Genomic DNA, 25,115 nt, shown 5'->3' on the forward strand with positions numbered 1-25,115 from the left:
CCGAAGAACGGGAGATTCGCATTATGTTCGGCCACGCACTCGGCATCACGGATATCTGGACCTACGTGTTCGGCGTGATCTTCATCATCCTGCTGCCGGGGCCGAACTCGATGTACGTGCTGTCGCTTGCCGCGCAGCGCGGCGTGAAGGCCGGCTATCGCGCGGCCTGCGGCGTGTTCGTCGGCGACACGGTGCTGATGGTGCTGTCCGCCGCGGGCGTCGCGTCGCTGCTGAAGGCCAATCCGCTGCTGTTCTCCGTCGTCAAGTACGGCGGCGCCGCGTACCTGCTGTACATCGGCACCGGGATGCTGCGCAGCGCGTGGAGCAAGCTGCGCGCGCGCGGCGATGCGCCGGTCGATGCGCCGCAAGCGGTCGACGGCGAGCGGCCGTTCCGGAAAGCGCTGATCGTGAGCCTGCTGAATCCGAAGGCGATCCTGTTCTTCATCTCGTTCTTCATCCAGTTCGTCGACCCGGCGTTCCCGCATCCCGCGCTGTCGTTCGTCGTGCTCGGGGCGATCGCGCAATGCGCGAGCTTCGTGTACCTGAGCACGCTGATCTTCGCGGGCGCGCGGCTCGCCGAGCATTTCCGTCGCCGCCGCAAGCTCGCGGCGGGTGCGGCGAGCAGCGTGGGCGGCCTGTTCATCGGTTTCTCGGTGAAGCTGGCGCTCGCCACCATGAGCTGAGCCCGCGACAACGCCACGACAAAGATTACTTACTGAATTCACAAGCCATGCCAAAACGCACAGACATCAAAAGCATCCTCATCATCGGCGCCGGCCCGATCATCATCGGCCAGGCTTGCGAGTTCGACTATTCGGGCGCGCAGGCTTGCAAGGCGCTGCGTGAAGAGGGCTACAAGGTCGTCCTCGTGAACAGCAACCCGGCGACGATCATGACCGACCCGAACACGGCCGACGTCACGTACATCGAGCCGATCACGTGGGAAGTCGTCGCGCGCATCATCGAGAAGGAGCGCCCGGACGCGATCCTGCCGACGATGGGCGGCCAGACCGCGCTGAACTGCGCGCTCGACCTGCACCACTACGGCGTGCTCGAGAAGTTCGGCGTCGAGCTGATCGGCGCGTCGCCGGAAGCGATCGACAAGGCGGAAGACCGCCAGAAGTTCAAGGACGCGATGACCAAGATCGGTCTCGGTTCCGCGAAGTCGGGCATCGCGCACTCGATGGAAGAAGCGACCAAGGTGCACGCCGAGATCATGGAGTACACCGGCGGCAGCGGCTATCCGGTCGTGATCCGTCCGTCGTTCACGCTCGGAGGCTCGGGCGGCGGCATCGCGTACAACCGCGAAGAGTTCGAGGAGATCTGCAAGCGCGGTCTCGACCTGTCGCCCACGCGCGAGCTGCTGATCGAGGAATCGCTGCTCGGCTGGAAGGAATACGAGATGGAGGTCGTGCGCGACCGCGCCGACAACTGCATCATCGTGTGCTCGATCGAAAACCTCGACCCGATGGGCGTCCACACCGGCGACTCGATCACGGTCGCGCCCGCGCAGACGCTCACCGACAAGGAATACCAGATCCTGCGTAACGCATCGCTCGCGGTGCTGCGCGAGATCGGCGTCGACACGGGCGGCTCGAACGTGCAGTTCTCGATCAACCCGAAGGACGGCCGGATGGTCGTCATCGAAATGAACCCGCGCGTGTCGCGTTCGTCGGCGCTCGCGTCGAAGGCCACCGGCTTCCCGATCGCGAAGGTTGCGGCGAAGCTGGCGGTCGGCTACACGCTCGACGAGCTGAAGAACGAAATCACCGGCGGCCAGACGCCGGCCTCGTTCGAGCCGACGATCGACTACGTCGTCACGAAGATCCCGCGTTTTGCGTTCGAGAAGTTCCGCGAAGCCGATTCGCGCCTGACCACGCAGATGAAGTCGGTCGGTGAAGTGATGGCGATCGGCCGCACGTTCCAGGAGTCGTTCCAGAAGGCGCTGCGCGGCCTCGAAGTCGGCGTCGACGGTCTCGACGAGAAGTCGACCGACCGCGACGAGATCGCGATCGAGATCCACGAGCCGGGCCCGGACCGCATCTGGTACGTCGGCGATGCGTTCCGCATCGGCATGACGGCCGAAGAGATCTTCGCGGAAACCGCGATCGATCCGTGGTTCCTCGCGCAGATCGAGCAGATCATCCTGAAGGAACAGGCGCTGTCGGGCCGCACGCTCGCATCGCTGACGTTCGACGAGCTGCGCTTCCTGAAGCAGAGCGGCTTCTCGGACCGCCGCCTCGCGAAGCTGCTCGGCGCGTCGCCGGAAGACGTCCGCCGCCGTCGCATCGAGCTGAACGTGCGCCCGGTCTACAAGCGCGTCGACACCTGCGCGGCCGAGTTCGCGACGAAAACCGCGTACATGTACTCGACCTACGAGGAAGAGTGCGAGGCGCAGCCGACCACCAACAAGAAGATCATGGTGCTGGGCGGCGGCCCGAACCGGATCGGCCAGGGTATCGAGTTCGATTACTGCTGCGTGCACGCGGCCCTCGCGATGCGCGAGGACGGTTACGAAACGATCATGGTCAACTGCAACCCGGAAACGGTGTCCACCGACTACGACACGTCCGACCGCCTGTACTTCGAGCCGCTGACGCTCGAAGACGTGCTCGAGATCGTCGACAAGGAAAAGCCGGTGGGCGTGATCGTCCAGTACGGCGGCCAGACGCCGCTGAAGCTCGCGCTCGACCTCGAGGCGCACGGCGTGCCGATCGTCGGCACGTCGCCGGACATGATCGACGCGGCCGAAGACCGTGAACGCTTCCAGAAGCTGCTGCAGGACCTCGGTCTGCGCCAGCCGCCGAACCGCACCGCGCGCGCCGAAGAAGAAGCGCTCGAGCTGGCGGCCGAAATCGGCTACCCGCTCGTCGTGCGCCCGTCGTACGTGCTGGGCGGCCGCGCGATGGAAATCGTCCACGAGCCGCGCGACCTCGAGCGCTACATGCGCGAGGCCGTGAAGGTGTCGAACGATTCGCCGGTGCTGCTCGACCGCTTCCTGAACGACGCGATCGAATGCGACGTCGACTGCATCTGCGACGGTGAAGCCGTGTTCATCGGTGGCGTGATGGAGCACATCGAGCAGGCGGGCGTCCACTCGGGCGACTCGGCATGCTCGCTGCCGCCGTACTCGCTGTCGAAGGAAACCGTGGCCGAGCTGAAGCGCCAGACCGGCGCGATGGCGAAGGCGCTGAACGTGGTCGGCCTGATGAACGTGCAGTTCGCGATCCAGCAGGTGCCTGCCGACGCAAATTCGGCCGACGGTTCGAAGCAGGACATCATCTACGTGCTCGAAGTGAACCCGCGCGCATCGCGCACGGTGCCGTACGTGTCGAAGGCGACCAGCCTGCCGCTCGCGAAGATCGCGGCGCGCGCGATGGTCGGCCAGAAGCTCGCGCAGCAGGGCGTGACGAAGGAAGTCGAGCCGCCGTACTTCAGCGTGAAGGAAGCGGTGTTCCCGTTCGTCAAGTTCCCGACCGTCGACCCGGTCCTCGGGCCTGAAATGCGTTCGACCGGCGAAGTGATGGGCGTCGGCCAGACGTTCGGCGAAGCGTTGTTCAAGTCGCAGCTCGCGGCCGGCTCGCGCCTGCCGGAGTCGGGCACGGTGCTGCTGACCGTGATGGATGCCGATAAACCGAAGGCCGTCGAAGTCGCGCGCATGCTGCACGACCTCGGCTACCCGATCGTCGCGACCAAGGGCACGGCTGCCGCGATCGAAGCGGCCGGCGTGCCGGTCAAGGTCGTGAACAAGGTGAAGGACGGCCGTCCGCACATCGTCGACATGATCAAGAACGGCGAGATCGCCCTCGTGTTCACGACGGTCGACGAGACGCGCCAGGCGATCGCCGATTCGCGTTCGATCCGCATGAGCGCGCAGGCGCACAAGGTCACGTACTACACGACGATGTCGGGCGCGCGCGCGGCCGTCGAAGGCCTGCGCTACCTGAAGGATCTGGAAGTCTATGATTTACAAGGTCTTCACGCTCGCCTAAACTAAGCAGTCAGTTACCTGTCGAAGCATCACGTGCCGCGATTAGGCGGTGTTTCCAGTGCATCGGAAACGCGCTTAATCGCGGTGATTTTTTTTATAGCCGTTTTTAGCGATTGAGCCGTTTATGAGCACCATTCCGTTGACAAAGCGTGGCGCGGAGCAACTGCGCGATGAATTGCAGCGCCTCAAGTCCGTCGAGCGGCCGGCCGTGATCAACGCGATCGCGGAGGCCCGCGCACAGGGCGATCTGTCCGAAAACGCCGAATACGACGCGGCGAAAGAAAAGCAGGGCTTTATCGAGGGCCGTATCGCGGAGCTCGAATCGAAGCTGTCTGCCGCGCAGATCATCGATCCGACCGTGCTCGATGCCGATGGCCGCGTGGTGTTTGCCGCGACGGTCGAACTCGAGGATCTCGAGTCGGGCGACACCGTGAAGTACCAGATCGTCGGCGACGACGAAGCCGATATCGATCACGGCCTGATCTCGGTCAGCTCGCCAATCGCGCGTGCACTGATCGGCAAGAGCGAAGGCGACGTCGCGGCGGTGCAGGCACCGAGCGGCGTGCGCGAATACGAAATCATCTCGGTCAGCTACGTCTGAAGCGGGGCGACGTGATGCCGCATCGCGTGTTCCGTCTGCTGTCGACCGTGTGGGTCGGCAGCCTGCTGACGATCGGGTATGCGGTCGCGCCCGTGCTGTTCAAGACGCTGGAGCGGATGACGGCCGGCACGGTCGCCGCCCAGCTGTTTCGCATCGAGGCGATCCTCGGTGTCGTGTGCGGCATCTTGCTGCTCGCGCTGTCGAACCAGCAGGTGCGACGCGGCAGCGGCGAATATCGTCGCGTGCGCTGGATCGTCGCCGCGATGGTCGCATGCGTGCTGATCGGGTATTTCGCGCTGCAGCCGTTCATGAACGCGCTGCGCGTCGCCGCGATGGACGCGGGCACCGACATTGCGAATTCGCCGTATGCGAGCCGCTTCGGGATGCTGCACGGCGTCTCGAGCCTGTTCTACCTGGTCGAGAGCGTGCTGGGTCTGATGCTGATCTGGCGTTTGCCTGCACGCGACGCGTGAGCATCGCGCGGGCAGGGCAGCACGGGCTGCCCCGTGCCGCGCGGCAGGATTACTTGCCCTGGTGCGGCCGCTTCGTGCTGGCCTGACGCTTTTTCGCACGCTTCACCGTACCGCCTGCCGTCACGCGCTCGTTGCCGCGCACCGTGACCTTCACCGGCTTCGGGCGGCGCACGGGGCTCGCGTTCGGCGACACCTTGATGACCTTGACGGTGCGCGGCGCACGGCCCTTGCGGTCGTCGGCGGCTTCGGCTGCGCTCGGCAGCGTGCCGGCACGGCGACCGCGGGCCGGGGCCGCCTCGGCAGCCTCGGGCTTCCAGATCACCAGCAGCTTGCCGATGTGCTGGATCGGCGCCGCGTTCAGGCGATCGCAGATCTCGTCGTAAATGGCGACGCGCTCGTCGCGCTCGTCGCCGAACACGCGGATCTTGATCAGCTGGTGCGCGGCGAGGTGCACCTTGATTTCCTTCAGCACGGCGTCGGTGAGCCCCTCGGCGCCGATCAGCACGACGGGCTTGAGCGCATGGGCCTGGGAGCGCAGCGCGGAGCGCTCGGCGGGGGAAAGCGAAAGGGCGGGCATGGAAATATCGAAATCTAAATAGGGGCGCGCTGCGTCAGATGCGAATCGCGGACACTTGCCGCGTCAGCCGCGCGCCGAAACCACGTAAAATCGCGGCTTGGGCCTTGAAAGGGCCGCAGCCGCGCGAAGAAGACGCGTATTATCCGCCAAAAGCACGGCTTCACGAAGCAAATAGCAGCAATCTCTCTCTCGAATGGCAAAAAACCGCTTTAACCAGCACTGGCTGCACGACCACATCAACGATCCGTACGTCAAAATGGCGCAGCGGGAAGGCTATCGCGCGCGTGCCGCGTACAAGCTGAAGGAAATCGACGAGCAGGACAAGCTGATCCGTCCGGGCCAGGTGATCGTCGACCTCGGCGCGACGCCGGGCAGCTGGAGCCAGTACGCCCGCAACAAGCTCGCGCAGGGCAAGAAGCGCGACGCGGAGCGCGAAGGCGGCATCGACGGCACGATCGTGGCGCTCGACATCCTGCCGATGGAGCCGATCGCCGACGTCCACTTCCTGCAGGGCGACTTCCGCGAGGACGTCGTGCTCCATCAGCTCGAAGAAGTGCTCGAAGGCCGCGCGGTGGACCTTGTTATTTCCGACATGGCCCCCAACCTCTCCGGCGTGGCCTCGGCGGACGCGGCGCGCATCGAGCACCTCTGCGATCTGGCGCTCGAATTCGCGCAGAATCACCTGAAGCCGGACGGTGCGCTGCTCGTGAAGTGCTTTCACGGCAGCGGCTACAGCCAGATCGTCGAGAAGTTCAAACAGCAGTTTAAGGTTGTCGCGCCGCGCAAGCCCAAGGCATCCCGCGACAAATCGTCCGAAACGTTCATTTTGGGTCGGCAGCTGAAGCATCCGCGGTAACGCGGAGCGGGATGCCGCAAACGGGCTCCGGCCCTTGCCAGACAAGCGAAGCGCTATCGTGGCGGTTGTCAATGCTTATGGCGAGGGTGGTCGGACTGGATTAGAATGACCGAGGAGCGCCGCAAGGAAAATGTAGGCGCTCGTCTACGAGTGAAGGAGTGGTGCTTTGAACAACAATATGTTTTCGAAGGCAGCAGTGTGGCTGGTGATCGCACTGGTGCTGTTTACGGTGTTCAAGCAGTTCGACAAGCCCCGCGTCCAGGAAGGTGTGTCCTATTCGCAGTTCATGGACGACGCCAAGAACGGCAAGGTCAAGAATGTCGTCGTGCAGGGGCGCAACCTCACCGTCACTCCGGCTGATGGCCAGAAATACCAGATCGTGTCGCCCGGCGACATCTGGATGGTCGGCGATCTGATGAAGTATGGCGTGCAGGTCAGCGGCAAGGCCGACGACGAGCCGAACGCGCTGATGTCCGCGCTGTACTACCTCGGGCCGACGATCCTGATCATCGTGTTCTGGTTCTACATGATGAGGCAGATGCAGGGGGGCGGCAAAGGCGGCGCATTCTCGTTCGGGAAATCGCGCGCGCGGCTGATCGACGAGAACAACAACGCGGTGAACTTCTCCGACGTCGCGGGCTGCGACGAAGCGAAGGAAGAAGTGTCCGAGCTCGTCGACTTCCTGCGCGATCCGCAGAAATTCCAGAAGCTGGGCGGTCGCATCCCGCGCGGCGTGCTGCTCGTCGGCCCGCCGGGTACCGGCAAGACGCTGCTCGCCCGCGCGATCGCCGGTGAAGCGAAGGTCCCGTTCTTCAGCATCTCGGGTTCGGACTTCGTCGAAATGTTCGTCGGCGTCGGCGCGGCCCGTGTGCGCGACATGTTCGAGCAGGCGAAGAAGCATGCGCCGTGTATCGTGTTCATCGACGAAATCGACGCGGTCGGTCGCCATCGCGGCGCCGGCATGGGCGGCGGCAACGACGAGCGCGAGCAGACGCTGAACCAGATGCTGGTCGAGATGGACGGCTTCGAGGCGAACTCGGGCGTGATCGTGATCGCCGCAACCAACCGTTCCGACGTGCTCGACAAGGCGCTGCTGCGTCCGGGCCGTTTCGACCGCCAGGTCTATGTCGGTCTGCCGGACATCCGCGGCCGCGAGCAGATCATGCGCGTGCACCTGCGCAAGGTGCCGATCGCGAACGACGTCGATGCAGCCGTCATCGCACGCGGCACGCCGGGCTTCTCGGGCGCCGATCTCGCGAACCTCGTGAACGAAGCGGCGCTGTTCGCTGCCCGTCGCGGCAAGCGCATCGTCGAGATGCAGGACTTCGAGGACGCGAAGGACAAGATCTTCATGGGTCCGGAGCGCAAGTCGGCCGTGATTCGCGAAGAGGCGAAGCGCGCGACGGCTTACCACGAGTCGGGCCACGCGGTGATCGCGAAGCTGTTGCCGAAGGCCGACCCGGTGCACAAGGTCACGATCATCCCGCGCGGTCGCGCGCTCGGTGTCACGTGGCAGCTGCCGGAGCATGACAACGAAACGTACTCGAAGGACTACCTGCTCGATCGCCTGGCGATCCTGTTCGGTGGCCGCGTGGCCGAGGAGCTGTTCCTGAACCTGATCAGCACCGGTGCGTCGGACGACTTCAACAAGGCGACGCAGACGGCGCGTGCGATGGTGGCGCGGTTCGGCATGACCGACGCGCTGGGGCCGATGGTCTACGTCGACGACGAGAGCGACAACGGCCCGTTCGGCCGCGGCTTTACCCGCACGATCTCGGAAGCGACGCAGCAGAAGGTCGACGGCGAAATCCGCCGCGTGCTCGACGAACAGTACGGCCTCGCGCGCCGCCTGCTCGAAGAGAACCGCGACAAGGTCGAAGCGATGACGGCCGCACTGATGGAGTGGGAAACGATCGACGCCGATCAGATCAACGACATCATGGAAGGGCGCCCGCCGCGCTCGCCGAAGAGCTCGCCCGCTATCGGTGGCGACTCGCCTGGCGGTGGCACGACCGCCGAAGTGAAGCCCGGCAACGCGCCGGCGCCTGCTTCCCCGGCCTGACCTCCGCTGTAGCACCGTTCACGGGCTGGTGTGGCTTCACACCGGCCCGTTTTGCATTCATCAACGCTCCCCGCCCGTGTCCGATCCTGCCGTTTCTGCCTGCATTCCCGCGCCGCTCCAGTGCGGCCGTTTCTCATTGACGTTCGAACGCCCGCTCGTGATGGGCATCCTCAACGCGACCCCCGATTCGTTTTCCGATGGCGGCCGCTTTCTCGCGCGCGACGACGCGCTGCGCCAGGCCGAGCGGATGATCGCCGAAGGCGTCGACCTGATCGATATCGGCGGCGAATCCACGCGGCCCGGCGCGCCGCCCGTGCCGCTCGACGAGGAACTCGCGCGCGTGATCCCGCTGGTCGAAGCGCTGCGGCCGTTGAACGTGCCGCTGTCGATCGACACCTACAAGCCGGCCGTGATGCGCGCGGCGCTCGCCGCCGGCGCGGACCTGATCAACGACATCTGGGGGTTCCGCCAGCCGGGCGCGATTGATGCTATGCGTGAAGGCAACAGCGGGCTGTGCGCGATGCACATGCTCGGCGAGCCGCAGACGATGCAGGTCGGCGAGCCGAACTACGGCGACGTCGTGACCGATGTGCGCGACTTTCTTGCAGCGCGCGCGCAAGCGCTGCTCGACGCGGGCATCGCGCCGGAACGGATCTGCGTCGATCCGGGTTTCGGGTTCGGCAAGGCGGTGGTCGACGACAATTACGCGCTGCTGGCCGCATTGCCGGACACGGCGCCCGCGCGGCCGGACGGGCGTGCGTATCCGATTCTCGCGGGCATGTCGCGTAAGTCGATGCTCGGCGCGGTGATCGGCGGCAAGCCGCCGACGGAGCGCGTCGCGGCGAGCGTGGCGGCCGCGTTGTGCGCGGTCGGGCGGGGCGCCGCGATCGTGCGCGTGCACGACGTCGCGGCGACGGTCGATGCGCTGAAGGTATGGAATGCCGTGCGCGAAGCCGCGCGGCAACGATAAGGCAGAAGTCAGAAAGACGAAGGAGGAAGGTTCGCCATGGGACGTCGATATTTCGGCACGGACGGCATTCGCGGCACGGTGGGCGAAGCGCCCATCACGCCTGATTTCGTGTTGCGCCTCGGCTACGCAGCCGGCAAGGTACTGGCCGGCTCGGCCGACGCGGCCGCGGGCGGGCGCCCGACAGTGCTGATCGGCAAGGACACGCGCGTGTCGGGCTACATGCTCGAGGCCGCGCTCGAAGCCGGGTTCTCGGCTGCTGGCGTCGACGTGATGCTGGCCGGCCCGATGCCGACGCCGGGCGTCGCGTACCTGACGCGCGCGCTGCGCTTGGCGGCCGGCGTCGTGATCAGCGCGTCGCACAACCCGTATCACGACAACGGCATCAAGTTCTTTTCCGCGGACGGCAACAAGCTGCCCGACGACACCGAAGCCGCGATCGAGGCGTGGCTCGACAAGCCGCTCGAATGCGCGGCGTCGGACCGCCTCGGCAAGGCGCGCCGCCTCGACGACGCGGCCGGCCGCTACATCGAGTTCTGCAAGAGCACGTTTCCGGCCGCGTACGACCTGCGCGGGCTGAAGCTCGTGATCGACTGCGCGCACGGCGCTGCCTACCAGATCGCGCCGCACGTGTTCCACGAGCTCGGTGCGGACGTCGTTCCGATCGGCGTCGCGCCGAACGGCTTCAACATCAACGACGGTGTCGGCGCGACGGCGCCCGACGCGCTGATGCGCGCGGTGCGTGAGCACCACGCGGACCTCGGCATCGCGCTCGACGGCGATGCTGACCGCCTGCAGGTCGTCGATTCGACGGGCCGGCTGTTCAACGGCGACGAACTGCTGTACGTGCTCGTGAAGGACCGCATCGCAACCGACGGCAAGGTCGACGGCGCGGTCGGCACGCTGATGACGAACCTTGCGGTCGAAGTCGCGTTGCAGCGCGAAGGCGTGCAGTTCGTGCGGGCGGCGGTCGGCGACCGCTACGTGCTCGAGCAACTGCGCGAGCACGGCTGGCTGCTCGGCGCGGAAGGCTCGGGCCACATCCTGTCGCTCGACCGGCATTCGACCGGCGACGGCATCGTGTCGGCGCTGCTCGTGCTGGCCGCGCTCAAGCGCAGCGGCCGCACGCTCGCGCAGATCCTCGACGGCGTCACGCTGTTCCCGCAGAAGCTGATCAACGTCCGGATGAAGCCGGGTGCCGACTGGAAGGGCAGCGCATCGATTCGCGCGGCGATCGACGCGGCCGAAAGCGAGCTGGCCGACCGTGGCCGCGTGCTGATCCGCGCGTCGGGTACCGAACCCGTGCTGCGTGTGATGGTGGAAGCGCAACTGGCGGCTGACGCGACCCGCCATGCGGAGGCGATTGCCGACGCCGTGCGCGAAGCGACGGCCTGACCCGCAGCGGCGGGCGCGCGACGGCCCGGCCGCGCGCGCATCGGCGCTCGGTGCATCGAAAGTGCGGCGCCTTCGGGCGCCGCATTTTTTCGTGGGTCGCAAAGGTTTGCGAACCAATCAAAGGCTCACTTCACGCGGATTTCGTCTGATGAACGCGCGGCTCGACGCTGATCGTGTCGATGCTTCGGCGGGGCATTGTGGCCCCGTTTCTCTGCGCTACGATGCATTCGTGCAGGCTGTCAGCGGAGCCCGGCGCCCTCCCGGATCGGCAATTCTTGCCGCCATCGCGGCCGCGCGGCGCCGTCACGGCGGCGTGCTCGCCGCCCGCTACATCCTTTCAACCGGTCATGTTACTGTCACGCCAGTTTCATCGATTGTCACATTACCGTCATGAGCAGCCCCTAACCTTCGCGGTGCCGTAGTCATCCGCTCACACACTGGAGGTCTCATGAAATTGATGCAAACCGCGATTGCCGGCCTGGCTGGCGCGCTTTTCGCCGTCGCCGCTCAAGCTGCCGACATCACGGGCGCAGGCAGCACGTTCGCCATGCCGATCTATACGAAATGGGCTGCCGACTACCAGCAGTCCGGCGGCGCGAAGGTGAACTACCAGGGTATCGGTTCGTCGGGCGGCCTGAAGCAGATCAACGCGAAGACGGTCGATTTTGCCGGTTCGGACGCGCCGCTGAAGGATGAAGACCTCGCGAAGGAAGGCCTGTTCCAGTTCCCGACGGTGGTCGGCGGCGTGGTGCCGGTCGTCAACGTGCCGGGCGTGAAGGCCGGCGAACTGACGCTGTCGGGCCCGGTGCTCGGCGACATCTACCTCGGCAAGATCAAGAAGTGGAACGACCCGGCGATCGCCGCGCTGAACCCGAAGGTCAAGCTGCCGGATACGGACATCGCCGTGGTCCGCCGCGCGGACGGCTCGGGCACGAGCTTCATCTGGACGAACTACCTGTCGAAGGTCAACGACGAGTGGAAGTCGAAGATCGGCGAAGGCACGACGGTCAACTGGCCGACGGGCACGGGCGGCAAGGGCAACGACGGCGTCGCGGCCTTCGTGCAGCGTCTGCCGGGCGCGATCGGTTACGTCGAGTGGGCGTACGCGAAGAAGAACAACATGACCTACACGGCCCTGAAGAATTCGACGGGCACGGTGGTCGAGCCGAAGACGGAAACGTTCAAGGCCGCCGCGGCAGGCGCGAACTGGTCGAAGTCGTTCTACCAGATCCTGACGAACCAGCCGGGCAAGGAAGCATGGCCGGTCGTCGGCGCGACGTTCGTGCTGCTGCATGCGAAGCAGGACAAGCCGGAGCAGGGCGCGGAAACGCTGAAATTCTTCAGCTGGGCGTTCAAGAACGGCGAGAAGGCCGCGGACAGCCTCGACTACATCTCGCTGCCGCCGGCAGTCGAGACGGAAATCCGCAAGCAGTGGAAGACGAAGGTCACGGACGCATCGGGCAAGCCGGTCGCCGCGGAGTAAGCGATACAGCGGTTCGCTGCCCGGCCGTGCCGGCCGGGCAGCGTGTGCGGTAAGGCCGGGCGTCACGGCGCCCGGCGATCCAGAACAGGCACCCATGTCTGAAATTTCATATACGTCCTCCCGGTCCGCCGACGCCGCGCCGCAACGCGCGCCGAGCCGTCTCGGCGACGTTGTCTTCGGCGGCCTCGCACGGCTTGCCGCGATCGTGACCCTGCTGCTGCTGGGCGGGATCATCGTTTCCCTCATCATTGCGTCGCTGCCGACCATCCAGAAGTTCGGCGTCGGCTTCCTGTGGCAATCCGAGTGGGATCCGAACTCGGATGTCTACGGCGCACTCGTGCCGATCTACGGCACGATCGTGACGTCGCTCATTGCACTCATCATCGCGGTGCCGGTCAGCTTCGGCATCGCCCTGTTCCTCACCGAGCTGTCGCCCGTGTGGCTGCGCCGCCCGCTCGGCATCGCGATCGAGCTGCTCGCCGCGATTCCGTCGATCGTGTACGGCATGTGGGGGCTGCTCGTGTTCGCGCCGATCTTCGCCCAGTATTTCCAGAAGCCGCTCGGCCACCTGCTCGAGAACGTGTGGGTGCTCGGTCCGCTGACGTCCGGCCCGCCGATCGGCATCGGCATCCTCGCGGCCGGCGTGATCCTCGCGATCATGATCATCCCGTACATCGCATCGGTGATGCGCGACGTGTTCGAGGTCACGCCGGTGCTGCTGAAGGAATCGGCGTACGGGATCGGCTGCACGACCTGGGAAGTGATGTGGAAGGTCGTGCTGCCCTATACGAAGACCGGCGTGATCGGCGGCGTGATGCTCGGCCTCGGCCGCGCGCTCGGCGAAACCATGGCCGTGACCTTCGTGATCGGCAACACCAACCTGCTCGACAGCGTGTCGCTGTTCGCGCCGGGCAACAGCATCACGTCGGCGCTCGCGAACGAATTCGCGGAGGCGCAGCCGGGCCTGCATACGTCCGCGCTGATGGAACTGGGCCTGATCCTGTTCGTGATCACGTTCATCGTGCTGTCCATCTCCAAACTGCTGCTGCTTCGTCTCGAGAAGGGAGAGGGCAAGAAATGAGCGAGCCCATCATGAATTTCCCGGGGCCGGACGGCGCCGCGCTCGACGCGATGCGCAGCCGCCTGCAGCGCAAGCGCAAGGTGACCAACGCGATCGCGCTCACCGCGTCGCTCGGCGCGATGGCGTTCGGCCTGCTGTGGCTCGTGTGGATCCTGTACACGACCGTGCACCTCGGCATCGGCGGCCTGTCGCTGCAGCTGTTCACCGAGTCGACGCCGGCCCCGAACACGGAAGGCGGCGGTCTGGCGAACGCGATCGTCGGCAGCTTGCTGCTGTGCGGTTTCGGCACGCTGATCGGCACGCCGATCGGCATCCTCGCGGGCGTCTATCTCGCCGAATACGGCCAGAAGAACCTGCTGGCGAGCACGATCCGCTTCATCAACGACATCCTGTTGTCGGCGCCGTCGATCGTGATCGGCCTGTTCGTGTACGCGATCGTGGTCGCGAAGTCGGGGCGCTTCTCGGGCTGGGCCGGCGTGATCGCGCTCGCGCTGCTGCAGATTCCGATCGTGATCCGCACGACCGAGAACATGCTGAAGCTGGTGCCGAACGCGCTGCGCGAAGCGGCCGTCGCGCTCGGCACGCCGAAGTGGCGCATGGTGCTGAAGATCACGCTGCGCGCGTCGGTCGGCGGGATCGTGACGGGTGTGCTGCTCGCGGTCGCGCGGATCGCCGGCGAAACGGCGCCGCTGCTGTTCACCGCGCTGTCGAACCAGTTCTTCTCGTGGGACATGAGCCAGCCGATGGCAAACCTGCCCGTCACGATCTACAAGTTCGCGATGAGCCCGTTCGCCGAATGGCAGTCGCTCGCATGGGCGGGCGTGTTCCTGATTACGCTCGGGGTGCTCGGACTCAACGTCCTGGCGCGCTCGATCTTCTCGAAAAAGTAACGGCGGAGCAATCCGATGAATATGGCAGAGAGCCACCTGAATCCCGTCGAGCGCACCGCTGCGCCCGCCGGCACGCAAGACGCGGCGCATGGCCGTCCGCTGGCGCCGCTGAACGCGAAGATCGAGGTCAACAACCTCAACTTCTTCTACAACAAGTTCCACGCGCTGAAGAACATCAACCTGCGCATTCCCGAAGGGAAGGTGACGGCGTTCATCGGCCCGTCGGGCTGCGGCAAGTCGACGCTGCTGCGCACGTTCAACAAGATGTACGCGCTCTATCCGGAGCAGCGCGCCGAAGGCGAAATCCTGATGGACGGCGAGAACCTGCTGACCACCAAGCGCGACATCTCGCTGCTGCGCGCGCGGATCGGCATGGTGTTCCAGAAGCCGACCCCGTTCCCGATGTCGATCTACGACAACATCGCGTTCGGCGTGAAGATGTTCGAGAAGCTCACGCGCTCGGAGATGGACGATCGCGTCGAGTGGGCGCTGACGAAGGCCGCGCTATGGAACGAAGTGAAGGACAAGCTGAACCAGAGCGGCTATGGCCTGTCCGGCGGCCAGCAGCAGCGTCTGTGCATCGCGCGCGGCATCGCGATCCGTCCGGAAGTGCTGCTGCTCGACGAGCCGTGCTCGGCGCTCGACCCGATCTCGACGGGCCGCATCGAAGAGCTGATCGCGGAGCTGAAGAGCGACTACACGGTCGTGATCGTCACGCACAACATGCAGCAGGCCGCGCGCTGCTCGGACTTCACGGCCTACATGTACCTGGGCGAGCTGATCGAATTCGGCGAAACCGAAAAGATCTTCATCAAGCCGGTGCGCAAGGAAACGGAAGACTACATCACCGGCCGCTTCGGCTGATGACGGAGAACAACAACCATGTCGGATAAACATCTGTCGAGCCAGTTCGACGCGGATCTCAATGCCGTGTCGTCGAAGGTGCTGGAAATGGGCGGCCTCGTCGAGTCGCAGATCATCGGCGCGATGCACGCGCTGAACGAGTTCGACCGCGACGCGGCCGAGCGCGTGATCACGGCCGAGGAAACGCTGAACGCGATGGAAGTCGAGATCGACCAGGAGTGCGGCAACATCATCGCGCGGAGACAGCCTGCCGCGCGTGACCTGCGTCTTCTGATGTCGATTTCGAAAACGATTACGAACCTCGAGCGCGCCGGCGACGAGGCCGAGAAGATCGCGAAGCGCGTGCGTCGCCTCGTCGACGAGCCGGCCGCGCGCACGGTGAACATCGCCGAGATCAAGGTGTCGGGCGAGATGGCCGTGACGATCCTGCGCCGCGCGCTCGACGCGTTCGCGCGCCTCGATACCGTGGCTGCCGCGCAGATCGTCAAGGACGACAAGGAAATCGACCAGGAATTCCGTGCGTTCGTGCGCAAGCTCGTGTCGTACATGCAGGAAGATCCGCGCACGATCTCGGTCGGTCTCGAATACCTGTTCATCGCGAAGGCGATCGAACGGATCGGCGACCACGCGAAGAACATCGCCGAGTTCATCATCTACATCGTGAAGGGCACCGACGTGCGGCACCAGCCGCGCGACACGCTCGATCGCGAAGCCAACAGTTAACGCGTCTACGTACAGGAACAAAAGAGGTGCCGATGCCCAGCAACATTCTCGTCGTTGAAGATGAGCCCGCGATTTCCGAACTGATCTCGGTGAATCTCCAGCATGCCGGTCACTGCCCGATCCGCGCGTACAACGCGGAGCAGGCGCAGAACCTGATCAGCGATGTGCTGCCCGATCTCGTGCTGCTCGACTGGATGCTGCCGGGCAAGTCCGGTATCGCGTTCGCGCGCGACCTGCGCAACAACGAACGGACCAAGCACATCCCGATCATCATGCTGACCGCGCGCGGCGATGAGCAGGACAAGGTGCTCGGCCTCGAAATCGGAGCGGACGACTACGTAACGAAGCCGTTCTCGCCGAAGGAACTGATGGCGCGCATCAAGGCCGTGCTGCGCCGCCGCGCGCCGCAGCTGACCGAGGACGTCGTGTCGATCAACGGGCTGCGCCTCGACCCGGCCACGCATCGTGTGGCGGCGCACGGCGACGGCAGCGAGATCAAGCTCGATCTCGGCCCGACCGAATTCCGCCTGCTGCATTTCTTCATGACGCATCCGGAGCGCGTGCATAGCCGCACGCAACTGCTCGATCAGGTCTGGGGCGATCACGTGTTCGTCGAAGAGCGCACCGTCGACGTCCACATCAAACGATTGCGCGCGGCCTTGAAACCGGCCGGTTGCGATGCGATGATCGAGACCGTGCGCGGCAGCGGCTACCGGCTCGCGAAGCACGCGTAACGTATCCGGGCATGCCGTTGCCGCGGCATGCCGTTCATTCTTTCGGGCGCTGAATCATGAACATCATCTGGGCGCGCTTTCTGGTGTCGCTCGTGCTGCTCGTGCTGATCAGCGTATTGGTCGGCGTGTTCGCCGGCCCGGCCGTGGCGCTTGCGTTCGCGGTCGTGATGCTGATCGCACAGGGCTTCTTCAGCACTTTCCATACGCAACGCCTGTGGCGTCTGCTCGATGCGCCCGTCTATGGCGAGGTGCCGAGCGCACCGGGCATCTGGGGCGAAATCTACTACCGGCTGCACAAGCTCGCGAAGCAGTGGCACGCGCAGGTGCGGCAGGTCGAGCAGCAGCATTCGCGCTTCATCCAGGCGATCCAGGCGTCGCCGAACGGCGTCGCGATGCTCGACGACCGCGACCAGATCGAGTGGTGCAACGCGATCGCCGAGGTGCACTTCGGCCTCGACGCGAAGCGCGACCTGCGCCAGCACGTCACGAACCTCGTACGTCATCCGGACTTCGTCCGCTATCTGAACGCGCAGCATTACGACGAGACGCTCGTGATGCGCGGGATGGGCGAGTCGCGGCAGAACGTGCTGGAAGTGCAGGTGTTTCCGTACGGCGAGAACCGCAAGTTGCTGCTCACACAGGACATCACCGAGCTCGAGCGGACCGATGCGATGCGCCGCGACTTCGTCGCGAACGTGTCGCACGAGCTGAAGACGCCGCTGACCGTGTTGTCGGGTTTTCTCGAGACGATGCGCGAGCTGCCGCTGAACGAGGAAGACCGCGCGCGCTATCTCGAGATGATGGAGCAGCAGGCGTCGCGGATGCGGCACATCGTGACCGACCTGCTGGTGCTCGCGAAGCTCGAAGGCGAGAGCAAGCCGCCGACCGATCGCGCGATCGACATGCGTGCCGTGTTCGACCATCTGAAGGAAGATGCGCAGACGCTGTCGAACGGGCATCACGACATCACGTTCGCGATCGACGAGAAGCTCGGCGTCACGGGCGCGCAGACGGAAGTGTTCAGTGCGTTCGCGAATCTCGTCACCAACGCGATCCGCTATACGCCCGATGGCGGCAGGATCGCCGTGACGTGGCGGCGCGAGGGCGCGCAGGGCGTGTTCTCCGTCACCGACAGCGGCTTCGGCATTCCGGCCGCCGACCTGCCGCGGCTTACCGAGCGCTTCTACCGTGTCGATCGCAGCCGCTCGCGCGATACGGGCGGCACGGGCCTCGGCCTCGCGATCGTCAAGCACGTGCTGCAGCGGCACGATTCGCACCTGTACGTGCAGAGCGAGGAAGGGCGCGGCAGCACGTTTACCGCACGCTTCCCGGCCGCGCGGATCATCGCGATCCGGCCGGCCGCGTTCGAAGCGTGATGGTGTGATGACGTGATGGCTTGATGCGAAGCGTGCGCGTCGTTCAAGCGCGCATGACCTGAAACGAAAAAGGCACAGCCCACCGCGGGCTGTGCCTTTTTCGTTTGCTGCACGGCGCGCCGAAGCACGCGTGCCGCATGCGTTGCCTTCCTACGAGCAGAACTTCGCGAGCAAGCCGAGCTGTGCATTGCGGATCGTCTTGCCCGCACGGCGCCGGCGGTAGTGGCCGTCGCTGTGCATCTGCCATGCCGACTGGTTGTCGCCGAGGCACACCGACAAGCCTTCGGCGATCACGCGGCGCTTCAGCTTGCGCTCGCGAATCGGGAACGCGACTTCGACGCGGCGGAACAGGTTGCGATCCATCCAGTCGGCGCTCGACAGATAGACGTCCTCGGCGCCGCCCGCATGGAAGTAGTAGATGCGGTGGTGTTCGAGGAAGCGGCCGACGATCGAGCGCACCGTGATGTTTTCCGACAAACCGGGCACACCCGGCTTCAGCGCGCACACGCCGCGCACGATCAGATCGACCTTCACGCCCGCCTGCGACGCTTCGTACAGCGCGGCGATCACCGACGGCTCCAGCAGCGCGTTCATCTTCGCGACCACGCGCGCGCGCTTGCCGGCGCGCGCATTGTCGATCTCCGCGCGGATCGATTCGATGATGCGCGGATGCAGCGTGAACGGCGACTGCCACAGCTCGTGCAGCGTGAGTTCGCCGCCGATCCCGGTCAGTTGCTGGAATACGTGGTGGACGTCCTCGCAGATCTTCTGGTCGGCCGTCATCAGCCCGAAGTCGGTGTAGAGGCGGGCGGTGCGCGGGTGGTAGTTGCCGGTGCCGAGGTGCACGTAGCGGCGCAGCGTCGCCTTGCCGTCCTGCACGACACGCCGCACGATCAGCATCATCTTCGCGTGGCACTTGTGGCCGACCACGCCGTACACGACATGCGCGCCGACCGCTTCGAGCTGCGACGCCCAGTTGATGTTGGTTTCCTCGTCGAAGCGCGCGAGCAGTTCGACGACGACGGTCACTTCCTTGCCGTTGCGCGCGGCTTCCATCAGCGCGTCCATCAGCGGCGAGTCGGTGCCGGTGCGGTAGATCGTCTGCTTGATCGCGACGACGCTCGGGTCCTTCGCGGCCTGCTGCAGCAGTTCGAGCACCGGCTGGAAGCTCTCGTACGGATGGTGCAGCAGGATGTCGCCGTCGTCGATCGCGTCGAACATCGTCGGCGCGTTCGTGATCGCGGGCGGGATCGATGCGGTGAACGGCGCGAACTTCAGGTCGGGGCGGTCGACGAGATCGGGAATCTGCATCAGGCGCACGAGGTTGACCGAACCGGCCACACGATAGCAGTCCTTGTCGTCGAGCAGGCTTTCCTCGAGCAGGCGCTGCACGATGTGCGGCGGCGTGTCGGCCGACACTTCGAGCCGCACCGCGTTGCCGAGGTGGCGCGCGGGCAGTTCGCCCTGCAGCGCGACGCGCAGGTTCGTGATTTCGTCCTCGTCGACGAACAGTTCGCTGTTGCGCGTGATGCGGAACTGGTTGCAGCTCTTCACGACGAGTTGCGGGAACAGTTCGCCGACGAAGCGCTGCATGAACGAGCTGAGCAGCACGAAGCCGTGCTCGAAGCCCGACAGCGCTTGCGGCATGCGCACCACGCGCGGCAGCGCGCGCGGCGCCTGCACGATGCCCATGACCGCCTGGCGGCCGAACGCGTCGCGGCCTTCGAGCTCGACGACGAAGTTCAGGCTCTTGTTCAGCACGCGCGGGAACGGGTGGGCGGGATCGAGGCCGATCGGCGTCAGCACGGGCAGCAGCTCGTCGAGGAAGTAGCGTCGCGCCCATTCGAGCTGTTCGTCGTTCCACGACTCGCTCGCGTGGAAGTAGATGCCTTCCTGTTCGAGCGCGGGCAGCACGGTTTCGTGCAGCATCGTGTACTGACGGTGGACCAGTCGCTGTGCGCGCTCGACGACGAGGTCGTAAGCATGCTGTAACGACATGCCGTCGGGCGTCAGTGCGCCGGGGTTGTCGCGGATCTGTTCCTGAAGGCCGGCCATCCGGACCTCGAAGAATTCGTCGAGGTTGCTGCTGGTGATGCAGATGAAGCGCAAGCGCTCGAGCAGCGGAATCTGCGGGTCGGCCGCCTGGGCCAGCACACGCTCGTTGAAACCGAGGATGCCCAGTTCACGATTGAGAAGTGGATAACGGACGGACATCGGCAGAGTAGGGGGTGATTCGGGCGATGATTCGAAAGGACGCTCGGAAACTCTCACGGTTCGATGACGTGCAGATGACAATATTGCATTTATATCGGGAAATTCTACGCTGGAACCATTTTGTCTCATAAATGTTTCGCGCATATACAATCTACCGGTGTACATGCCCGTGAAGCGTGGCAACGGTAACCGTTCCACGCTTAAAATGTCGCCTTTGATTGATCGCCCTGCGGTGCCCGAGCGGCGACTGCGGGAGAACGCGCACGGAGCCCCTTCAGATGGTTACATCCCCCCACTTGCTGGCTGCCGTGGATCTCGGCTCGAACAGCTTCCGGCTGATCGTCGGGCGCGTCGAGGAAACGCCGGCGGGCAGCCAGATCTATCCTGTCGATGCGCTGCGTGAGCCCGTGCGACTGGCCGCGGGCCTGTCGAGCGACAAGATGCTCGATCGCGCGTCGCAGGAGCGTGGCTGGGACGCACTCAAGCGGTTCGGCGAGCGCCTGCGCGACTTTCATCCCGATCATGTGCGCGCGGTGGCGACCAACACGCTGCGCGTCGCGAAGAACGCGGGCGAATTTCTCGGCGAGGCCGAAGCGGCGCTCGGGTTCCCGATCGAAGTGATCGCGGGCCGCGAAGAGGCGCGCCTGATCTATGCGGGTGCCGCGCATTCGGTGCCGGCGAGTGCCGGCAAGCGGCTCGTCGTCGACATCGGCGGCGGCTCGACCGAATTCATCATCGGCTCGCACTACACGCCGATCGTGATGGAGAGTCTCTATATCGGCTGCGTGAGTCATAGCCGCGGGTTCTTCCCGGCCGGCAACGTCGACGAATACACGATGCGGCAAGCCGAGCTCGCGGCCAAGCGCGAGATCCAGATCATTTCCAGCGAGTACAAGAAGGCGGGGTGGGACCAGGCGATCGGTTCGTCGGGTACCGCGCGTGCGCTCGCCGAACTCGTCGAGGCGAACGGCTTCAACGACGCGGGCATCACGCACGGCATTTCGCGCGGCGGCCTCGAACGGCTGAAGCGCGCGCTGATCAAGGCCGAGAACGTGAACCGGCTGAAGCTGATCGCGCTGAAACCCGATCGCGTGCCGGTGCTCGCCGGCGGCCTCGCGATCATGCTCGCGGTCTTCGAGGAACTGGGCGTCGACTACGTCGACACCACCGACGGCGCGCTGCGTCTGGGCGTGCTGTACGACCTGCTCGGCCGGACCCAGCACGAGGACATGCGCGCGGTGACCGTCGAAGGTTTCACGCGGCGCTATGGTGTCGATCGCGCGCAGGCCGAGCGCATCGGTGCGCTTGCCGCACGTTTCTACGACGAGCTCGAGACTTCCGACGACGAAGCGCGCGAGGAGGGCCGGATGTTTCTCGGCTGGGCCGCCGCGTTGCACGAGATCGGCCTGTCGATTTCTCACAGTGCGTATCACAAGCATTCGGCCTATATCGCGAGCAACGCGGACATGCCGGGTTTCTCGCGTACCGACCAGGCGCGCGTCGCCGCGCTCGTGCTCGGTCATGCGGGCAAGCTCGGCAAGCTGTCGCAGGCGCGCGAGGTCGAATGGCCGCTGCTGTTCTGCCTGCGGCTCGCGGCGCTGCTGTGCCGGCGGCGGACCGATGCCGGCCTGCCGGACATTTCCGTGTCGCAGATGAAGAAGGGCGGCTATGAAGTGCGGCTGCCGAGCGCATGGGTCGAGCAGAACCCGCTGACCGACTACAGCCTCAGCCAGGAGGCGGCCGAGTGGGAGAAGGTCGGCATTCCGTATCGCGTCGTTTATACGGGCGCGTAATCACGCGATGACGCGATGACGCGATCGTTGCGGCGGCGCACGCCGATGCGCGCTGCCACGGTCCTGCCCATGTGTTGGCGCGCGCTCAGTCCGAGCACACGATCGCGGTCAGGAACGGAAACGCCTGCTTGACGGTTGCATCGCTACCGGCGCTGCGCACGGCCTGTTCCACCGCGCTTTTCGTGCCGCGTACCACGACGCCGTACGCCCACTCGCCGATCGGCGTGCCGTCGCCCGGCTGGAAGATCGGATCGTTCGCCTGATAGCCGAGCACGACGTACACGCCGAAGCCATATGCGGTCAGCGGATGGTTCGTGCGGAATGCGTTCACCGAATTCGATTCGACGTGCATCGGCTGCGACTGGATGTCGCCGGCCGCGAGCAGCGGAGCGACGAACTTGTGGCCGTTCGAATGGCAGTCGAGCGCGCCGTCGATCGACTTGGCCGATGCGGCGCCCGTCGCGCCGAATGCGAGCAGCGCGCCGAACAGGGCGGTCTTGATAGCGTTGTTTTTCATGCGCGGTTGCGGGTTGGTCGCGGATATTATCGCGTGTTCCCGCAAGATTCGTGCGCGGATGGCGGGGCGTGCGGCGCGTGGCGGCCGATAAAACGAAAAAGGGTTGCACGTTTGTGCAGACGACGCCTTGAGGCCTTTGTAGAAGCGAAAGGATTGGAACCTGCAAATAATCTTAATCAATGACTTGCGGTTGCGTGCGACCACTGGTCGCGGGCCGGTGTACCTAGGCGACTTATTGATTTTGGCATGTGCGCTGGTAGCTTCGACTGTTGCGAAAATTCCGACCGTACCGGTATCGTATGATGTAAGTTGATCGGAATCGGGAGCGGGCGGTATGGCGTCAGTGACTGTCGATATGGGATCTGGAAAGCGGGCCACGTTATCTAGCGGCGGGGTAAGTCGAACGGCGGGACAGCGTGCGAACGTCTCAGAATTGATGCTTCATTGGCCGAGGTATCCCGGCCTGACGACAGGGGCGGTTGGCTATCTCCGAGAGTTGGGGCTGGCTGGGGCGCTATCCGGCGACCCCGTGGCCGCGCTAAGGTCCGCAATAGAGGACGGCAGGGTATCCGTGTCTATTGACCGCGCCGTGGCGTCAGGCGGCAGTGCTGGAGGAGGGCGGTCAATCCCACCGTTCCCAAAGGCTGGCAGACTCGCCAGCGTGCCGGGAGCGGCCTCGTTACCGATAGACAAACCTCTACCCGGTTGGGCGACGCCGAGCGATGTATCGGCCGACGAATTGATAAGCTATTTGGTGAGCGTTGTCGCTGGTGCAGGTAGTGGATTGGAAGGTAGCACTCCGGAACTGGCTAACTCGTTTGGCGGCGGTACGCCGCATCGGCGATGCGGGCGCGTTTGACTACATGGATAGCCTGCCGGATGTCGATTCGGAGCAAATCGCCGGGATGCCGTTCAACGGAACTCCTGGTTCATGGGCGTCGAGCATGCCTGGGACTATGCGTCAGCTGCGCCAGTACGGCCCTAACGGTACGCCAATGACTGACATTGACTTTGAGGCACATCACGGTAACTCGAACCCCCATGCGCATAATTGGGACGGAACTACGCGGGATGAGGGTGCGGCTGTCTCCATACTGCCATGGTGATTTCGATGACAAACACTCTCGCCGAATGGGAAAATTTCCACGATTGGTATCTTGATCGTGTGGATATCGGCCCGAACAAAGAACCTCGTTCCCTCGCCATTGGGCTATATGTAGGCGATCAACGGCTAACCTTGGTATTCGATGGAGTGACGTGTTTTCACCTTGCTCAACTTGGCTTGTTGAACATTGTGAACAGCTTGAGAGTCATCGACCCCAACGACGACGACTACGGTCGAGTAACTACCCAGCTAGCCAAAGGTGAGCGATTGTCTGACCGACGCGGAGCAAAGGTTGCGTACCTGTACTCCACACTCGGTGCTGAACTTGCAATCGAGTTCGATTCGTGGCGGGTGGTCCAAAGCGAGCCCTCCTGACACGCGAATCACTTCCATGTTGCCGCCTTCCACGCCCCGAGACAACACCGTTTGAATTGGACAGCAGGCATATTGCGCACGGAGACGACGACGTAATTTGCCTGCTTGCAAATCGATCGGCAAGATCCAATGCGCCGGCCCATGACTTCCAATGACAGGCCCGGACGGACGGCGCGTCGCGCTGAGCGATGACCTGTGTATATGCAAGTGCACCCCGCCACCGAAGCTCGGTGCTTCACAACAGGTCATGTAGACCAGCAAGGAGAATGGCATCGACCGGCAATGAAAAAGGGGTTAGCGTTAGCTAACCCCTTCATTCCTTTGGTCGGAGCGATAGGATTCGAACCTACGACCCTCTGATCCCAAATCAGATGCGCTACCAGGCTGCGCTACGCTCCGACGAGCCAAAGAGTGTATCGCCTAATCGGTGACGGAGTCAATCACGTTCTGGATGTGAGATGTGCGTAATCCCGAATCGGTGACGATTGGCGACAATTTGCATGGCGACCGCCGCGCACGCACGTGAGGCCGGATCGCCCCGAACGCATGGAGAGAAATCATGATGAACCTGATCCTGTGGCGCCACGCCGAAGCCGAAGACCACGCGGCAAGCGACCTCGCGCGCCAGTTGACCACCCGCGGGCGCAAGGAAGCGCAGACCATGGCCAAATGGCTGCGTGGCCGGCTCGAATCGAGCAGCGTGATCCTCGCGAGCCCCGCGGCGCGCACGGTGCAGACGGTCGAGGCGCTGACCGACCAGTACCGCACGATCGACTCGCTCGCGCCGGGCGGCAGCGTCGACGACGTGCTGACGGCGGCCGGCTGGCCGGACGGCATCGCGCCGACGGTCATGATCGTCGGTCATCAGCCGACGCTCGGCAGCGTCGCCGCTCAGCTGATTGCAGGCAGCGGCGACAGCTGGAGCATCAAGAAAGGCGGCATCGTGTGGCTCGCGAGCCGCACGCGCGACGGCAGCCGTCAGGCCGTGCTGCGCGCGGTGTTGTCGCCGGACCTCGTGTAACGGCGCCGAAGGCGCTC

The 25,115-nt window shown here is 64.7% G+C and carries 22 protein-coding genes, 1 tRNA gene and 1 pseudogene; 20 read left to right on the forward strand and 4 right to left on the reverse strand.

Annotated features, from left to right (window positions below; all coding sequences use genetic code 11):
• Positions 1-23 precede the first annotated feature (23 nt).
• The 4 genes from leuE to O1Q03_RS28490 all read left to right on the forward strand — a co-directional run bounded on the left by leuE (position 24) and on the right by O1Q03_RS28490 (position 5,065).
• On the forward strand, positions 24-683 hold the full coding sequence (leuE, locus tag O1Q03_RS28475; RefSeq protein ID WP_269507370.1) for a leucine efflux protein LeuE: 660 nt from the start codon (positions 24-26) through the stop codon (positions 681-683).
• Positions 684-730: 47 nt separating this feature from the next.
• A complete protein-coding gene (gene carB / locus O1Q03_RS28480; protein ID WP_269507371.1) occupies positions 731-3,997 on the forward strand; it encodes a carbamoyl-phosphate synthase large subunit in 3,267 nt (1,088 codons plus the stop codon).
• A gap of 118 nt (positions 3,998-4,115) precedes the next feature.
• On the forward strand, positions 4,116-4,592 hold the full coding sequence (gene greA / locus O1Q03_RS28485) for a transcription elongation factor GreA (RefSeq protein WP_027784079.1): 477 nt from the start codon (positions 4,116-4,118) through the stop codon (positions 4,590-4,592).
• Between the two features lie 14 nt (positions 4,593-4,606).
• A complete protein-coding gene (locus O1Q03_RS28490; protein WP_269507418.1) occupies positions 4,607-5,065 on the forward strand; it encodes a DUF4149 domain-containing protein in 459 nt (152 codons plus the stop codon).
• Positions 5,066-5,114: 49 nt separating this feature from the next.
• Here O1Q03_RS28490 and O1Q03_RS28495 read toward each other — a convergent pair whose 3' ends face one another.
• Positions 5,115-5,642 carry a YhbY family RNA-binding protein gene (locus tag O1Q03_RS28495; RefSeq protein WP_269507372.1) on the reverse strand — a complete coding sequence of 176 codons (528 nt, stop codon included), beginning with the start codon at positions 5,640-5,642 and terminating at the stop codon, positions 5,115-5,117.
• 193 nt (positions 5,643-5,835) lie between these two features.
• On the opposite strand from O1Q03_RS28495, the gene O1Q03_RS28500 reads away from it, so the two are divergent.
• The 12 genes from O1Q03_RS28500 to phoR all read left to right on the forward strand — a co-directional run bounded on the left by O1Q03_RS28500 (position 5,836) and on the right by phoR (position 18,073).
• Complete coding sequence (locus O1Q03_RS28500) at positions 5,836-6,498, forward strand: RlmE family RNA methyltransferase (RefSeq protein WP_269507373.1); 663 nt, start codon at positions 5,836-5,838, stop codon at positions 6,496-6,498.
• 166 nt (positions 6,499-6,664) lie between these two features.
• Positions 6,665-8,560 carry an ATP-dependent zinc metalloprotease FtsH gene (ftsH, locus tag O1Q03_RS28505; RefSeq protein ID WP_269507374.1) on the forward strand — a complete coding sequence of 632 codons (1,896 nt, stop codon included), beginning with the start codon at positions 6,665-6,667 and terminating at the stop codon, positions 8,558-8,560.
• Between the two features lie 160 nt (positions 8,561-8,720).
• Positions 8,721-9,530, forward strand: coding sequence for a dihydropteroate synthase (folP, locus tag O1Q03_RS28510; protein ID WP_442865874.1), 810 nt, complete (start codon positions 8,721-8,723; stop codon positions 9,528-9,530).
• Positions 9,531-9,566: 36 nt separating this feature from the next.
• A complete protein-coding gene (gene glmM, locus O1Q03_RS28515; RefSeq protein WP_269507376.1) occupies positions 9,567-10,922 on the forward strand; it encodes a phosphoglucosamine mutase in 1,356 nt (451 codons plus the stop codon).
• A 148-nt stretch (positions 10,923-11,070) separates the two neighbouring features.
• Positions 11,071-11,316, forward strand: coding sequence for a hypothetical protein (locus O1Q03_RS28520; RefSeq protein ID WP_269507377.1), 246 nt, complete (start codon positions 11,071-11,073; stop codon positions 11,314-11,316).
• 54 nt (positions 11,317-11,370) lie between these two features.
• Positions 11,371-12,405: a phosphate ABC transporter substrate-binding protein PstS gene (pstS, locus tag O1Q03_RS28525; RefSeq protein ID WP_269507378.1), complete on the forward strand. Its 1,035-nt coding sequence runs from the start codon at positions 11,371-11,373 to the stop codon at positions 12,403-12,405.
• 94 nt (positions 12,406-12,499) lie between these two features.
• The gene (pstC, locus tag O1Q03_RS28530; protein WP_269507379.1) at positions 12,500-13,486 is read left to right on the forward strand and encodes a phosphate ABC transporter permease PstC; all 987 of its coding nucleotides are present in this window, start codon (positions 12,500-12,502) and stop codon (positions 13,484-13,486) included.
• On the forward strand, positions 13,483-14,376 hold the full coding sequence (gene pstA, locus O1Q03_RS28535) for a phosphate ABC transporter permease PstA (RefSeq protein WP_269507380.1): 894 nt from the start codon (positions 13,483-13,485) through the stop codon (positions 14,374-14,376). The genes pstC and pstA overlap by 4 nt, the downstream gene beginning before the upstream one ends.
• A 15-nt stretch (positions 14,377-14,391) precedes the next feature.
• Positions 14,392-15,240 carry a phosphate ABC transporter ATP-binding protein PstB gene (gene pstB / locus O1Q03_RS28540; RefSeq protein WP_057927907.1) on the forward strand — a complete coding sequence of 283 codons (849 nt, stop codon included), beginning with the start codon at positions 14,392-14,394 and terminating at the stop codon, positions 15,238-15,240.
• An 18-nt stretch (positions 15,241-15,258) separates the two neighbouring features.
• Positions 15,259-15,963 (forward strand): phosphate signaling complex protein PhoU, encoded by a 705-nt coding sequence (phoU, locus tag O1Q03_RS28545; RefSeq protein WP_269507381.1) that lies wholly within the window; start codon positions 15,259-15,261, stop codon positions 15,961-15,963.
• Between the two features lie 32 nt (positions 15,964-15,995).
• Positions 15,996-16,697 carry a phosphate regulon transcriptional regulator PhoB gene (gene phoB / locus O1Q03_RS28550; RefSeq protein ID WP_006750313.1) on the forward strand — a complete coding sequence of 234 codons (702 nt, stop codon included), beginning with the start codon at positions 15,996-15,998 and terminating at the stop codon, positions 16,695-16,697.
• A gap of 56 nt (positions 16,698-16,753) precedes the next feature.
• Complete coding sequence (phoR, locus tag O1Q03_RS28555; protein ID WP_269507382.1) at positions 16,754-18,073, forward strand: phosphate regulon sensor histidine kinase PhoR; 1,320 nt, start codon at positions 16,754-16,756, stop codon at positions 18,071-18,073.
• Positions 18,074-18,223: 150 nt separating this feature from the next.
• Here the strand turns inward: phoR and ppk1 are convergent, their stop codons facing one another.
• Positions 18,224-20,287 (reverse strand): polyphosphate kinase 1, encoded by a 2,064-nt coding sequence (gene ppk1, locus O1Q03_RS28560; protein ID WP_269507383.1) that lies wholly within the window; start codon positions 20,285-20,287, stop codon positions 18,224-18,226.
• Positions 20,288-20,565: 278 nt separating this feature from the next.
• Between ppk1 and ppx the strand changes: the two genes are divergently transcribed.
• Complete coding sequence (gene ppx, locus O1Q03_RS28565; protein ID WP_269507384.1) at positions 20,566-22,080, forward strand: exopolyphosphatase; 1,515 nt, start codon at positions 20,566-20,568, stop codon at positions 22,078-22,080.
• Between the two features lie 85 nt (positions 22,081-22,165).
• Here the strand turns inward: ppx and O1Q03_RS28570 are convergent, their stop codons facing one another.
• On the reverse strand, positions 22,166-22,597 hold the full coding sequence (locus O1Q03_RS28570; RefSeq protein ID WP_269507385.1) for a hypothetical protein: 432 nt from the start codon (positions 22,595-22,597) through the stop codon (positions 22,166-22,168).
• 1,111 nt (positions 22,598-23,708) lie between these two features.
• Between O1Q03_RS28570 and O1Q03_RS28575 the strand changes: the two genes are divergently transcribed.
• A complete protein-coding gene (locus O1Q03_RS28575) occupies positions 23,709-24,077 on the forward strand; it encodes a hypothetical protein (protein ID WP_269507387.1) in 369 nt (122 codons plus the stop codon).
• A pseudogene (locus tag O1Q03_RS28580) lies at positions 24,074-24,330 on the forward strand (PAAR domain-containing protein). Before O1Q03_RS28575 ends, O1Q03_RS28580 begins: the two are co-directional and overlap by 4 nt.
• 69 nt (positions 24,331-24,399) lie before the next feature.
• On the opposite strand, the gene O1Q03_RS28585 reads toward O1Q03_RS28580, so the two are convergent.
• Positions 24,400-24,476 (reverse strand) — tRNA-Pro (locus tag O1Q03_RS28585).
• Positions 24,477-24,636: 160 nt separating this feature from the next.
• On the opposite strand from O1Q03_RS28585, the gene sixA reads away from it, so the two are divergent.
• Positions 24,637-25,098: a phosphohistidine phosphatase SixA gene (gene sixA, locus O1Q03_RS28590; protein ID WP_269507388.1), complete on the forward strand. Its 462-nt coding sequence runs from the start codon at positions 24,637-24,639 to the stop codon at positions 25,096-25,098.
• Positions 25,099-25,115 lie beyond the last annotated feature (17 nt).

The organism is Burkholderia sp. IMCC1007, from assembly GCF_027257875.1.
GTDB lineage: Bacteria > Pseudomonadota > Gammaproteobacteria > Burkholderiales > Burkholderiaceae > Burkholderia.

What these genes read in the sequence shown, in the direction of transcription:
- leuE (WP_269507370.1), top strand. Translation starts at nt 24, where the DNA reads ATGTTCGGCCACGCACTCGGCATCACGGATATCTGGACCTACGTGTTC.
- carB (WP_269507371.1), top strand. Translation starts at nt 731, where the DNA reads ATGCCAAAACGCACAGACATCAAAAGCATCCTCATCATCGGCGCCGGC.
- greA (WP_027784079.1), top strand. Translation starts at nt 4,116, where the DNA reads ATGAGCACCATTCCGTTGACAAAGCGTGGCGCGGAGCAACTGCGCGAT.
- O1Q03_RS28490 (WP_269507418.1), top strand. Translation starts at nt 4,607, where the DNA reads ATGCCGCATCGCGTGTTCCGTCTGCTGTCGACCGTGTGGGTCGGCAGC.
- O1Q03_RS28495 (WP_269507372.1), bottom strand. Translation starts at nt 5,642, where the DNA reads ATGCCCGCCCTTTCGCTTTCCCCCGCCGAGCGCTCCGCGCTGCGCTCC.
- O1Q03_RS28500 (WP_269507373.1), top strand. Translation starts at nt 5,836, where the DNA reads ATGGCAAAAAACCGCTTTAACCAGCACTGGCTGCACGACCACATCAAC.
- folP (WP_442865874.1), top strand. Translation starts at nt 8,721, where the DNA reads ATGGGCATCCTCAACGCGACCCCCGATTCGTTTTCCGATGGCGGCCGC.
- glmM (WP_269507376.1), top strand. Translation starts at nt 9,567, where the DNA reads ATGGGACGTCGATATTTCGGCACGGACGGCATTCGCGGCACGGTGGGC.
- O1Q03_RS28520 (WP_269507377.1), top strand. Translation starts at nt 11,071, where the DNA reads ATGAACGCGCGGCTCGACGCTGATCGTGTCGATGCTTCGGCGGGGCAT.
- pstS (WP_269507378.1), top strand. Translation starts at nt 11,371, where the DNA reads ATGAAATTGATGCAAACCGCGATTGCCGGCCTGGCTGGCGCGCTTTTC.
- pstC (WP_269507379.1), top strand. Translation starts at nt 12,500, where the DNA reads ATGTCTGAAATTTCATATACGTCCTCCCGGTCCGCCGACGCCGCGCCG.
- pstA (WP_269507380.1), top strand. Translation starts at nt 13,483, where the DNA reads ATGAGCGAGCCCATCATGAATTTCCCGGGGCCGGACGGCGCCGCGCTC.
- pstB (WP_057927907.1), top strand. Translation starts at nt 14,392, where the DNA reads ATGAATATGGCAGAGAGCCACCTGAATCCCGTCGAGCGCACCGCTGCG.
- phoU (WP_269507381.1), top strand. Translation starts at nt 15,259, where the DNA reads ATGTCGGATAAACATCTGTCGAGCCAGTTCGACGCGGATCTCAATGCC.
- phoB (WP_006750313.1), top strand. Translation starts at nt 15,996, where the DNA reads ATGCCCAGCAACATTCTCGTCGTTGAAGATGAGCCCGCGATTTCCGAA.
- phoR (WP_269507382.1), top strand. Translation starts at nt 16,754, where the DNA reads ATGAACATCATCTGGGCGCGCTTTCTGGTGTCGCTCGTGCTGCTCGTG.
- ppk1 (WP_269507383.1), bottom strand. Translation starts at nt 20,287, where the DNA reads ATGTCCGTCCGTTATCCACTTCTCAATCGTGAACTGGGCATCCTCGGT.
- ppx (WP_269507384.1), top strand. Translation starts at nt 20,566, where the DNA reads ATGGTTACATCCCCCCACTTGCTGGCTGCCGTGGATCTCGGCTCGAAC.
- O1Q03_RS28570 (WP_269507385.1), bottom strand. Translation starts at nt 22,597, where the DNA reads ATGAAAAACAACGCTATCAAGACCGCCCTGTTCGGCGCGCTGCTCGCA.
- O1Q03_RS28575 (WP_269507387.1), top strand. Translation starts at nt 23,709, where the DNA reads ATGACAAACACTCTCGCCGAATGGGAAAATTTCCACGATTGGTATCTT.
- sixA (WP_269507388.1), top strand. Translation starts at nt 24,637, where the DNA reads ATGATGAACCTGATCCTGTGGCGCCACGCCGAAGCCGAAGACCACGCG.